Origin of the sequence: Helicobacter enhydrae, from assembly GCF_001693335.1 — a bacterium.
Classification (GTDB): Bacteria; Campylobacterota; Campylobacteria; order Campylobacterales; family Helicobacteraceae; genus Helicobacter_G; species Helicobacter_G enhydrae.
On sequence record NZ_CP016503.1, the window covers coordinates 896,353 to 909,577 of the forward strand.

At 43.9% G+C, this 13,225-nt stretch carries 8 protein-coding genes; 4 read left to right on the top strand and 4 right to left on the bottom strand.

The annotated features are described in order from the left end of the window. The first annotated feature begins 4 nt into the window (after nucleotides 1-4). From BBW65_RS04175 to BBW65_RS04185, 3 genes are all read left to right on the top strand, one after another. On the top strand, nucleotides 5-3,592 hold the full coding sequence (locus BBW65_RS04175; RefSeq protein ID WP_066340152.1) for a phosphoribosylformylglycinamidine synthase: 3,588 nt from the start codon (nucleotides 5-7) through the stop codon (nucleotides 3,590-3,592). Between the two features lie 213 nt (nucleotides 3,593-3,805). Beyond that, complete coding sequence (gene aspA / locus BBW65_RS04180) at nucleotides 3,806-5,227, top strand: aspartate ammonia-lyase (protein WP_066341806.1); 1,422 nt, start codon at nucleotides 3,806-3,808, stop codon at nucleotides 5,225-5,227. Nucleotides 5,228-5,244: 17 nt separating this feature from the next. Beyond that, the gene (locus BBW65_RS04185; RefSeq protein WP_066340155.1) at nucleotides 5,245-6,573 is read left to right on the top strand and encodes an anaerobic C4-dicarboxylate transporter; all 1,329 of its coding nucleotides are present in this window, start codon (nucleotides 5,245-5,247) and stop codon (nucleotides 6,571-6,573) included. Between the two features lie 9 nt (nucleotides 6,574-6,582). On the opposite strand, the gene BBW65_RS04190 is transcribed toward BBW65_RS04185, so the two are convergent. The 4 genes from BBW65_RS04190 to typA all read right to left on the bottom strand — a co-directional run bounded on the left by BBW65_RS04190 (nucleotide 6,583) and on the right by typA (nucleotide 12,315). Further along, nucleotides 6,583-7,311 (bottom strand): hypothetical protein, encoded by a 729-nt coding sequence (locus BBW65_RS04190; RefSeq protein ID WP_066340157.1) that lies wholly within the window; start codon nucleotides 7,309-7,311, stop codon nucleotides 6,583-6,585. 210 nt (nucleotides 7,312-7,521) lie between these two features. Next, nucleotides 7,522-9,888: a ribonucleoside-diphosphate reductase subunit alpha gene (locus BBW65_RS04195; RefSeq protein ID WP_066341808.1), complete on the bottom strand. Its 2,367-nt coding sequence runs from the start codon at nucleotides 9,886-9,888 to the stop codon at nucleotides 7,522-7,524. A gap of 11 nt (nucleotides 9,889-9,899) precedes the next feature. Beyond that, on the bottom strand, nucleotides 9,900-10,505 hold the full coding sequence (locus tag BBW65_RS04200) for an NAD(P)H-dependent oxidoreductase (protein WP_066340160.1): 606 nt from the start codon (nucleotides 10,503-10,505) through the stop codon (nucleotides 9,900-9,902). A gap of 10 nt (nucleotides 10,506-10,515) precedes the next feature. Next, entirely contained in the window at nucleotides 10,516-12,315 is a 1,800-nt protein-coding gene (typA, locus tag BBW65_RS04205; RefSeq protein WP_066340164.1) for a translational GTPase TypA, read from the bottom strand. Nucleotides 12,316-12,504: 189 nt separating this feature from the next. On the opposite strand from typA, the gene BBW65_RS04210 reads away from it, so the two are divergent. Next, a complete protein-coding gene (locus BBW65_RS04210) occupies nucleotides 12,505-13,158 on the top strand; it encodes a hypothetical protein (protein ID WP_066340167.1) in 654 nt (217 codons plus the stop codon). The last annotated feature ends 67 nt before the right edge of the window (nucleotides 13,159-13,225 follow it).

Below are 13,225 nucleotides of genomic sequence, written 5' to 3' on the forward strand. Positions count from 1 at the left end.
CGCTATGATTGAGATTTATGTCCAAAAAAAAGAAGCTTTTGCCTATGAGGCAGAGAAGTTAGCACAAGAAATCCGAGAGCTCCTCGCAATCCAAACTTTGGAGAAGTTAGAAATCATCAATGTTTATAGCATTGATGGAGTTTGCAAACAAGACTTGCAAAAGGTGCAAGAAATCGTTTTTTGCGAACCTCAAGTCGATGAGATGTTGGAAGAACTCTCTTTGCAAGATTGTGATTTTTTCTTTGGCATCGCACCACTAGAGGGGCAGTTTGACAAGCGTTCATATTCAGCGATACAATGCCTCCAAATGCTCAATCTCCCCCCCACCACGCTCAAGCACCATCAGGTTTTCAAACTCTATGGCACTTTGACACAGGCACAGCAAGAGGCGATCCTCTCCTACCTCATCAATCCCATAGAATCCACAGAGGTTTTTGGCAAATCCCATCACACCCCACAAGCCACAGATGATGTGCCACAAGCCCCTATCAACCTTGCAGCAGAGGATCTCAAACTCATCGAGCAATACTTGCAACACCCCAACCCACTCGAGCTCAAAATCATCGAAACCTATTGGTCTGATCATTGCAGACATACGACATTTCTCACAGAGATCTCCTCGATCGCCTTTGAAGATCCATTGGCAGAGCAGATCTATCAAGACTATTTGCAGACAAGAAAAGAGCTAGGCAGACAAAAGCCTATCTCTCTTATGGATTTGGGAACGATTATGAGTGCATATCTCACCTCACAGGGCAAAGCCAAATCAATCGCCCAAACAGAAGAGCAAAATGCTTGCACCCTTGAAATCAATGTCACCACCCCCAAAGGCGATGAAAAATGGTATTTGTTTTTCAAAAACGAAACGCACAACCACCCCACAGAAATCGAGCCTTTTGGCGGGGCTTCTACCTGTATTGGCGGGGCGATTCGCGATCCTTTGTCCGCACGAGGCTATGTGTATGCAGGGATGAGAATCTCAGGCAGTGCCAATCCATTAGAATCGATCTCACAAACGCGTAAAGGCAAACTCCCTCAACGCAGTATTGCCATCAAATCTTCAGATGGATTCAGTTCTTATGGCAATCAAATCGGCGTTGCTACAGGAATGGTAGAAGAGATCTACCACGAGGGCTACAAAGCCAAACATCTAGAGCTTGGAGCGGTTTTGGGAGCAACACCCAAAGAATGGGTGTCCTCTCAAGCACCCCAAAGTGGCGATGTCATCGTGTTGCTTGGAGGGAAAACAGGGCGTGATGGCTGCGGTGGAGCAAGTGGCTCCTCACTCTCTCACAATATCCACTCTCTTAGCACTTGTGGGAGCGAAGTCCAAAAAGGCAATGCCCCAGAGGAACGCAAAATACAAAGGCTCTTTTGCAATCCCAATGCAATCAAACTCATCAAGCGATGCAATGACTTGGGTGCAGGGGGGATCAGTGTGGCACTTTGCGAATTAGCCGATGGATTGGAAATCCACCTAGATCAAATCTCTTGCAAATACGAGGGGATGACTGCCTATGATTTGACACTCAGCGAATCTCAAGAGAGAATGGCAATCTTGCTCAACCCAAATGATGTAGCCCTATTTGCCAAACTTGCAGAGGAAGAAAATCTAGAATGCCGCTGCATTGCAAAAGTGATCGATGAAAAAGTGATTATTTTTTATCATCATCAGCAAGTCGTTGCCAAACTCCCCAAAGCCCTCCTCACTAGCAATGGAGCCAAAAGAAGCACAGCCGTGCAAATCACACGACCCAAAGAATCCACCAAAAAGCAATATAACTTCATACAAGATTTTCAATCCTTGGCTCAAGATCTCAACATTTGCTCCAAGCGTGGATTGATTGAAAAATTTGATTCTACAATCGGGGGCAATACGATTTTTATGCCACTAGGAGGAAAATACCAAAGCACCCCCATCCAAGCGATGGCACACAAAATCCCATTTGCACAAACCACAACCTGCTCTGTGGCGTCCTTTGGGTTCAACCCATTCTTGTGTGAGCAAAACCCACTCAAAGGGGGCTATTTTGCCGTCATAGAATCTGTGTGCAGACTCATTGCAACAGGCGTGAAGTTTGAAGAAATCTATCTAAGCTTTCAAGAATATTTTGAGAAACTAGGCGAGGATCCAGTCAAGTGGGGCAAACCTTTTGCGACTTTGCTTGGGGCATTTCTAGCACAAAAAAGGCTAGAAATCTGTGCGATTGGAGGCAAAGACTCAATGAGCGGGACTTTTGAAGAGTTGAATGTCCCTCCGACTTTTGTCTCTTTTGCTTTTGCAGCATCAGATTGCACACATCTCATTGCACCAGAATTCAAATCCCACGATAGCTTTGTCTATCTCATCAAACCCGAGCTTGACACAAACCATCTCCCCACCAACCTCAAACCACATTTTGACCTCATCCACTCGCTCATCAAAGAGCACAAAGCACTCTCTTGCTACACTCCGACTTTTGGTGGCATAGCAGGAGCCATACTCAAAATGTGTTTGGGCAATCGCATTGGTTTTGCGTTTGAAGATGTGGCACTAGAAGAGATTTTTGATATGTCTTATGGCTCTTTTATCATCGAGAGCAAACAAAAGCTTCCTTTGCTCCTTTTGGGCAAAACCACTCTTGCTCCACACATCACGCACAAACAAACCTCACTCTCTTTGGATGTGCTATCAGAGCTCTATGAGCAGCCATTGCAATCAGTCTATCCTACGCAAACCCAACACGCCTCAACGCCCACCACACTACCACCAGCCAAACACACCCCTGCCCCCACCCCTCTCCAAAAATACGCCAAACCTAGAGTGTTGCTCCCTGTGTTTTTTGGCACCAATTGCGAATATGACATTCAATACGCATTTGAAGAGGCAGGGGCAGAAGTTGAGATCCTAGTGTTGCAAAATCTCACACAAGAACACATCAAGCAATCAATCAAAAACTTCTCCGCCTCGCTCAAACGCAGTCAGATCCTTTTCTTGTCAGGTGGATTTTCTGGAGCAGATGAACCTGATGGATCAGCCAAAATGATCAAAACTTTCTTTTTTAATCCCAAAATCAAAGAAAGCATTTCACACTTTTTGGAATCTCAAGATAGTCTCATAGGTGGCAACTGCAACGGCTTCCAAGCACTTGTCAAGCTAGGGCTTCTACCTTTTGGCAAAATACTACCCTCACAAGCAGACCACCCTACACTACTGCACAACACCCTCTTGCGTCACCAATCCAAAATCGTGCGTGTGAAAGTCTGCTCCAACTCTTCACCTTGGCTCTCTCAAATGCAAATCGGAGAGATTTATTCTCTACCCATTTCTCACGGAGAGGGGAGATTTTATGCTCAAGATTCAGTCATAGAAGAGCTTGCACGCAATGGGCAAATTGCGATGCAATATGTGGATTTGGAAGGCAATGTGAGCAATGACATCAGATACAACCCAAATGGCTCAAGCTATGGGATTGAAGCCCTCACTTCACAAGATGGAAGAATCTTTGGGAAAATGGGACATCCCGAACGCTACAAACCCAACTTGCTCAAAAACATTCAAGGCAATTTTGATATGCAAATCTTCAAGGGAGCAGTGCATTACTTCCGATAACAAGGGGGTTGGATCAGATAGGGTTATCTTTTTTTAACCCTTTTCTGACACATCAATCAAATTGAGAATATTGGTTATTTCCCCAAAACCCCGAAAATAAATTGGTAACATTTTGTGAATCCACAGATCAAAACAAAACCACAAGCACAAGCTTTCGCACTAAGTATTTTGTTTGTATTTTTAAGATTCCTCAAAAATATTCAAGGAGTGCAAATGAAAAGAATCGAACACGACTTTCTAGGCAATCTAGAAATTGATGAGAATGTGTATTATGGAGTGCAAACTTGCAGAGCGTTGGAAAACTTCAACATTTCCCACGACCGACTCTCCAACTTCCCGCAGTTCATCACTGCGTTGGCACAAGTCAAAAAATCTGCAGTGTTGGCAAACAATGAGCTAGGACTCATCAGCGATGAGCTCAAAGACTATATCTCTCAAGCTTGTGATTTGGTGATGAGTGGCAAATACAATGATCAATTTGTAGTGGATATGATACAAGGTGGAGCAGGCACAAGCACCAATATGAACGCAAACGAAGTCATCGCAAACATCGCTTTGGAGCTGATGGGGCACAAAAAGGGAGAATACAAATACTGCCACCCCAACGATCATATCAATTTGAGCCAATCCACAAATGACGCCTATCCGACAGCAATGAGGATTGCGATTTATAACTATCTCACCACCCTTGCAGAAGATATGAAATTTTTGCAAGCCTCTTATGAACGCAAGGCTGAAGAGTTCAAAGATATTCTCAAAATGGGAAGAACACAACTTCAAGATGCCGTGCCAATGACTTTGGGGGCAGAGTTTAAAACCTTTGCGATTATGATTGGCGAAGACATCGATCGCGTGCTAGAGGCTAGAAATCTTATCCGCGAAATGAATATGGGAGGGACTGCTATCGGCACAGGGATGAACTCCCACCCCGACTATGCCAAAATCGTAGAGAAAAAACTTCAAGAAGTGACAAACTGCCCTTTTATCACTGCAGGCAATCTCATTGAAGCTACGCAAGACAATGGAGCCTATGTCCAAGTGAGCGGAGTGTTGAAAAGAGTGGCAGTGAAACTATCAAAGGTTTGCAATGATTTGAGATTGCTTAGCTCAGGTCCAAGAGCAGGGATTGGTGAGATCACTCTACCCAAAATGCAACCCGGAAGCTCCATAATGCCCGGCAAAGTCAATCCGGTGATTCCTGAAGTGGTCAATCAAGTGTGCTTTTTGGTGATTGGTAATGATGTCACTGTGTCTTTTGCAGCAGAGGCTGGGCAACTTCAACTCAATGTGATGGAGCCTGTGGTCGCATATTCTTTGTTTAACTCGATTGAAATGCTTGGCAAAGCGATGAAAACTTTAGCAAGTAAATGTATCGATGGAATCACTGCAAATGAGGAAGTTTGTCGTGATTATGTCTTTGGCTCCATTGGCATTGTTACTGCACTCAATCCTTATATCGGATATGAGAACTCCGCCTCGATCGCATCAGAGGCATTGAGCACTGGAAAGGGAGTGCGTGAAATCGTGCTAGAGAGAGGTTTGCTCACACAAGCACAGCTTGATGAAATTTTCCGACCTGAAAATATGCTCAAGCCTCACATGACAATCGAAGATAAGGCAAAAATGCAAAAATAACTCACTAAGGAGAGGGTATGTTGATTTTAGAGATTATCATTCTGCTTGGTGCTATTTTTATCGGGGTGAAACTTGGGGGGATTGGCATCGGCTATGCTGGAGGGATTGGCGTAGTCATCCTTACGCTTGGACTGGGCTTAACCCCCGGGAGCATTCCTACAGATGTCATCCTCATCATCGCCTCTGTCATTTCTGCTATCTCGGCTATGCAGGTAGCAGGTGGGATGGAATATCTAGTCGATATTGCAGAAAAGATTTTGAGAAAAAACCCAAAATACATCAATTATCTAGCCCCGCTCATCACCTACACTCTCACGCTTTTTGCAGGGACAGGGCACACGGCTTTTTCTATGATTCCTGTAACCATTGATGTTGCCAAAAGTGCAAACATCAAGCCCTCTGTGCCACTCAGCATAGCAGTGGTTGCCTCTCAAATCGCAATCACCGCCTCCCCTATTTCTGCAGCAGTCATCTATATGACAGGGGTGCTAGAGCCTTTGGGAATGAGCTATCTTAGTCTTTTGGGCATTTGGATTGCGACGACTTTTGCAGGGTGTATGCTCACAGCATTCATCATCAGCACTTTTAGCAATACCAAACTTTCAGATAGCCAAATCTTCCAAGAGCGTCTAGCACAGCATTTGGTCGAAGAGCCACAAGGACATACCCAAAGGATCATCACTCCTCAAGCCAAACTCTCTGTTTTGTTTTTTGCACTTGGGGTGTTGGCTGTGGTGCTTTATGCTTGTGCGATCTCCAAAAATATCGCACTCATCGATCCTGTCATACTACCAAGAGATGGAGCGATCATCTCTTTTATGCTAGTTGTGGCTTCACTTATCACTATCTTTTGCAAAATCAATCCCTCTAAGATTCCTGATTCTAGTGTGTTCAAAAGTGGAATGGTGGCTTGTATCTGTGTGCTTGGAGTTGCGTGGCTTGGCGATACTTTTGTCAAAGCTCACATCGATGAAATCAAAACCTATGCTTCAGACATCGTGAGTGCGTATCCTTATTTGCTTGCTGTCGGACTTGCTTTTGGCTCAATGCTCCTATACTCTCAAGCCTCCACAGCCAAAGCGTTGATGCCTGCGGTGATTGTGGCATTGGGGATTAGTGCAGAACACGCAGAACACGCCTATATCCTTGTGGCATCGTTTTCGGCAGTGAGTGCGCTTTTTGTTTTGCCAACTTACCCTACACTTTTGGGAGCTGTGCAGATGGATGACACAGGAACGACTAGAATCGGAAAATACATATTCAACCACTCTTTCATCATCCCCGGAGTGTTAGCCATCGCCCTCTCTGTGTCTTTGGGCTTTATCCTTGCCCCCTTGATGATATAAGGGGCAGGATCAATAGCGATAAATATAGCTGAAACTCAAGTCAGAAGGCTTGTTTTTGAGATTGTAAGCAAATGATTGAAACTTCCATTCAGACACCACATCTCCATTGAGAATCTCAAGCTGGGCTTTGTTGAGAAGCCTCAAAAACTTGTAACTCAAATTGAATTGGTGGTTGCCATAAATATAGTGCAATCCCACCTTTGGGTATAGGTTTTGAGTGAAAAGGGTGGTGAGCATATTTTTGTCACCCGGCTGCATAGAGTGTGCGACAAGATTGACACCAAACTCATAGCCCAATGTCAAATCTAGCCCCAAAGAATGCAGACCGCTATTGACAAAATCAAGGAGATAACTCAATTCCACAGAGCTTTTGATAGGGAGAAAACTCGTGGTGAAATCTACAGATTGATTCTGCCCCACCTTTATGCCACTTGTACTCACTTCAACAGGATAGAGCCCTGCACCTAGAGTCACTTTGGTGGCAATCCCTTGTATCTCTCCAAAATAATGCTGATACCCCAAAACAGCACTTGCTAGGAATAGGGTTTCATCTTTTTTGCCATAATACTCTGTCTGCCCTCCAGTTGTAGTTGTGAATTTTTGATAAATATCCACTTGTGTGGTTTCAAACTCAAATCCCATCAAAAACCCACTTTTGTCATTTTGGGGCTTTTCCTGTGCAATCGCAGGGATCAACAAAGAGCAACCAAGCAATACGCTTAAAACCTTACTATTCATTTTGTCTCCTTAAGCTTTAGTTGCCAATAACTATACTCCAAAACTCAAGAATCAAACTTGAAAAGATTGCAGAACATCGTTGTTTATAAAATAAAGTTACACAAAGAGCATGTGAAAGTTACAAGAAGTTTAATCAGTCAATCAAAAGTGGGGATTTCAGCACCAAAATATGTGACAAAATGGGCAAAGATCAGCAAGATCAAGAGGATCCTACTGACAATTCACACACTCGACACTGCGATCCATCACTTGTTCTTTTGCCTCGGGGCTTTGGCTCCTAAGATAATAAGTTGATTTCAACCCCAATTTCCAAGCAGTCATATACAAATCATTCAATGCCTTTCCACTTGCCGTGTCTAGACTGATAAACAGATTCACACTCTGCCCTTGATCGATCCACTTCTGACGCACTGCCGCAGCACGAATGAGTGCTGTTTGATCCAAATCATAAGCACTCACATAATAATCCCAAGTTTCTAGATTCAGATTGGGTGCCACCACTGGCACAAGCCCTGAGAGGTTTTCTTCATACCATTTGCGTTTATACACAGGCTCAATCGTTTGGGTGGTGCCTACAAGAATAGAGATAGAGCTTGTCGGAGCGATTGCCATCAAATACCCATTACGCATTCCTTGAATTTTGACCTTTTCCCTCAAAGCATTCCAATCACACGAAGTGCCAAACAACCCTCCACGATCCACGATCTTGAGTGCTTCTTTGTTTGCCACATCGATAGGGAAAATCCCTTTGCTCCAGTTTGAGCCCTCAAATTGTGGGTAGATCCCCTTTTCTTGTGCCAAATCTGCACTTGCTTTAATCGCATTGAAACTGATCATCTCCATAATCTCATCGATTTTTTCTAGATGCGCATCACTGCCCCAATGGATTTTTGCACTCGCAAGCATTTCTGCCTCACCCATCACCCCCAAGCCAACTGCACGATTTGCCAAGTTTGTCGCACGCACTTTGCGATTGGGGTAGAAGTTGAGATCAATCACATTATCAAGCATACGCATTGCAATAGGCACGACACGCTCGATGTCTTCTTGTGTGTGGATCTTGCTAAGATTGACACTTGCAAGGTTGCAAACTGCTGTAGCACCACCATATTGCACTTTTTGGGCGATGAATATTTTTTTGCCCTGCAAACTATCAATACTTGTTAGCTTGTTTGCTTTTTTGATGACGCCACAATCAGTCCTCACCTCATCAAACTCGCCAAACTCCACCTCGCTCCCATCTTCAAACTCTACTTTGACTTTGTAGGTGCTAAATTGTGTGTTTTGAAAAATCTCTGTGCAAAGATTGGAGCTTCTGATGATTCCTGCGTGTGCGTTTGGATTGGCACGATTGGCATTGTCTTTGAATCCCAAAAATGGCAACCCACTCTCAAAGTAGTTTGTCAAGATTTTTTTCCACAATTCTTTGGCAGAAATGTGTTCTTTGAGCACATCAGGGTTGTTTTCATACTCGATATATTTTGCCTCAAACTCCTCCCCATACAGCTCCGTAAGCTCAGGACACTCATAAGGATCAAAAAGTGTCCATTGTGCGTTTTCCTCCACCCTTTTCATAAAAAGATCGCAAATCCACACAGCAGGGAAAAGATCGTGTGCCCTGCGTCGCTCCTCCCCACTATTTTTCCTAAGCTCGATGAACTCTTGCACATCTGTATGCCATATTTCAAGGTAAGTCGCGATTGCCCCCTTGCGTGTCCCCAACTGATCCACTGCGATCGCCACATCATTGGCGATTTTCAAAAACGGCACAACGCCCCCTGCAGCATTTTTGTGTCCATCGATGAAGCTTCCAAGCCCTCTGACTTTGCTAAAATCCCAGCCAATCCCACCACCATACTTGCTCAAAAGTGCCATTTCTTTGTAAGCATCAAAAATGCCCTCAATATTATCGGGTGTGCTGCCAATGTAGCAAGAGCTGAGCTGATGGCGTGGGGTGCGTCCATTTGCCAATGTCGGCGTTGCTGTAATCACCTCAAACTTTGAAATCACATCATAAAACTGCATTGCCCAAGCATTGCAGTCTTTTTCGTTTTGCGCCAAAAACATCGCCAAAGCCATAAACATTTGTTGGGGCAACTCAATGGGTGTGTTTTGGGAATCTTTGAGCAAATAGCGATCATAGAGTGTTTTGACCCCCAAATAATTAAACTGCAAATCGCGTTCAGGCTTGATATAGTCATTGAGTGCGTCCAAATCGTATCTTTCTTTGAATCCTTTGAGGATTTTGCCCTCACTCTCTCCGCGTTCAAAATACTCTCTCAAATGCTTATAACCCGTGAATCCACTCACTTTGTGATACAAGTCATACAAAAACAAACGCGCTGCCACAAATGTCCAATTTGGAGAATCTATATCGATTTTATCCACTGCCGTTTTGATCAAAGTCTGCTGGATCTCCTCTGTGGTGATTTGATCGCGGAAGTGGATTTTGGCATCGACTTCTAGCTCACTTTGGCTCACTCCCTCCAATCCCTCTACAGCATCGCTTGTGTATTTTTGGATTTTGGAAATATCTAGCAACTCTACTCTACCGCTACGCTTGACTACTGTTAGCATCATCCACCTCTTTATCTAATTTCTACAAGTTCATCTAGTGAGATTCTGGTTTTGGCTTTTGGCTCTTTGACACGATAGCCAAACGCCACAAGCAATGCGATCCTCTCTAGTTCAGGATCAATCCCCAGCAATCGCTCCAAAGCTTCACGCTCAAACCCCTCTATATAGCAAGAATCAATGCCAAAAAGTCCCGCTCCATTGACCATCGAACTTGCCATCAAATACGCTTGTTTCATACTCCAATCCTCAAGATTTCTGCGTGTGTCAGCTTGAGCTTGAAACTCTTGCAAACGCTTCATAAAGCGTTCATCCAATCCAAGCTTTTGCATATATTGCACAATATAATCTGATGGAGCAATGATGTCTTTGACTTTGGATTTGAATATCACAAGCTCACTGCAAGTTGGTATCTGCTTTTGATTCCAACACAAGGGCTGGATTTGTTCCCTCAAGGTTTTGGAACGAATGAGCAAAATACGCGTATGCTCCAATCCAAACGAGCTAGGTGTCAAACGCCCCATCTCCAAGACCTGCTCCCACTCATCGCTTGGGATCTCTCTAGTCTCATCAAATATTTTGCAGGCGTGCAAAGAACGCATTGCTTCAACCATTTTCATCGTTAGCTCCTTATTTTTTCATTCTTTTACGCATATTGGGATCAAGATATTTTTTTCTGATACGAATATTCAAAGGAGTGATCTCCAAAATCTCATCATCTTCAATCCATTCCAACGCCCTCTCAAGCGTGAGATCTCTAGGTGGCACAAGCTTAATCGCATCATCACTTCCGCTTGCACGCATATTGGTTAAATGCTTGGATTTGATAGGATTGACATCAAGATCATTATCTCTGCTATGCTCACCTATCACCATTCCCACATAGACTTTGGTTTGAGGGTTGATAAATAACACCCCCCTCTCTTGGATATTAAACAAAGAAAACGCCGTAGCATCGCCATTTTCCATAGAAATCAAAGCCCCATTACTGCGACTCTCCACACTTCCACTAAACGCACGGAACTCCAAAAACGAGTGATTCATCACCCCCTCTCCTTTGGTGTCTGTCAAAAACTCACTACGATAGCCAATCAGCCCTCTTGCAGGGATTTCAAACTCAAGCCTAGTGTAGCCATCGCCCATCGGATTCATCGCTTTCATCTCCGCCTTGCGTCGCCCAAGCTTCTCAATGATTGCCCCACTAAAATCTTGAGGAGTGTCAATCACAAGATGTTCAAAAGGCTCCATTTTTGTGCCGTTTTCTTCTTTGACAATCACCTCTGGACGCGAGATCGAAAACTCAAAGCCCTCGCGTCTGAGATTTTCTGCCAAAATCGTGATTTGCAATTCCCCTCTCCCACTGACTTTGAATTTCCCCTCTCCCATTTCCTCACAACGCATTGCGATATTGGTTTGCATTTCTTTCAAAAGTCTATCTTTGATTTTGTTGGCAGTCACATGTTTGCCCTCTAGCCCCGCAAGAGGACTATCATTAACGGCAAAATACACGCTCATTGTGGGCTCTTCTAGGTGCATTGGATCAAGGGGCATTGGGTGATTGGGATCAACCAAAGAATCCCCCACATCAATCGCATTGAATCCTGCCACCGCGACAATGTCTCCAGCCTGTGCATTCTCAATCTCTGTCCTTGCAAGTCCCAAAAATCCGATGAGCTTTGTAATCCTACCTGTTTCTTTGCTCCCATCACTTTTGGCAAGCATTACCGTTTCACCCTTTTTGACACGCCCATTAAACACGCGCGCAATCCCTATCTTTCCGACATAATTATCATAATCAAGGGTGAAAATCTGCATTTGCAAAGGATTATCAGAGCTTCCTGTAGGAGCAGGGACATACTCCAAAATCGCCTCAAACAAAGGCTCTAGGTTTTTTTTCTCATCTTCAAGATTTTTGATCGCATACCCATCGCGTGCTGCTGCATAAACCACAGGGAAATCAAGCTGAAAATCATTTGCCTCCATTGCCACAAACAGATCAAACACCTCATCAACCACTCTATCAGGCTCGGCGGCAGGTTTGTCTATCTTATTGACTACCACGATTGGACGGATACCAAAGCTCAATGCTTTTTTCACCACAAATTTGGTTTGAGGCATCACCCCCTCTTGTGCATCTACAAGGAGCAACACGCCATCCACCATTTTGAGCACACGCTCCACCTCGCCTCCAAAATCGGCGTGTCCGGGGGTGTCAATGATGTTGATTTTGGTTCCTTTGTATTCAATCGCTGTGTTTTTTGAGAGGATTGTGATCCCTCGCTCTCTTTCTAAGTCATTGCTATCCATCACCCGCTCATCAACTTGCTCGTGTGAGCTAAAAGTCCCTGACTGACTTAGCAATCCATCAACTAGTGTTGTTTTCCCGTGATCGACATGTGCAATCACTGCGATATTTCTAATATTTTGCATCATTTCTCCGATTTGTTTTGATTTATAAATTTGTAAAAGATAGCTGTAATTTTATATGTTTTTGCTTATGTTTTAACTTAAAATTTTGGAATTTTTTGAAGGCGGCATTGACAAATCTAGCAATCCAAAACCATTCATCGGCTCTAGTCTTTGTGCTAGAATCGCCGTTTTATTTCCAAAGGAATAGTGATGAAAAAAGTTTTGTTATCAATCTTGTGCATTTGCACACTGCTTATCTCTCAAGAGGATATGAGAGAACAAGCTCCACAAACCACCCCCACACAAGACAAGCCCACAGAATCAATAGATAAAAACGGCTTTGTTTTGGGGCTTGAGGCGACTTTTGGCACGATCACGATGCGAGAGGGGGGAGTGCAAAACACAAACTCAATGGTGATGGGTGGGATTTTGGCAGGGTATCAGTATTATGTGACACAAGATTTTGGTATGCGTGCTTTGATGACAATCCACGATAGCACGATGGCAAGCGTGCAGACGCAAAGCGTTTTGCCGTTTTGGATCGGGACGGAGTTTGATCTTTTGTGGGATTATTTCCAAGAGGGTAACCACACGCTAGGGCTAAGCATAGGGCTAGGATACAACGCTGAAATCTACCACAACTACCTCATCAACAACCAATCTTTGGCGTTTTTCACCCAACACGATCTTTTCCCAACTTTTGCATTGCATTATTATTATGACAAACACCAGATACAGATAGGCTATCGCTTCATCGAAACACTCAAAATCCCCAATCGCACGATTAGTTTTCAAAACCAAAAACTCAATCCAAGCGTGAGCTACACCAATTATTTGAGCCTCACTTATTTTTATCGATTCTGATCTCTGCTAGACACGGATCCCCCCAATCCGTCGTGTATGCAATAGACAAAGAAGCGATGGTTTGTTT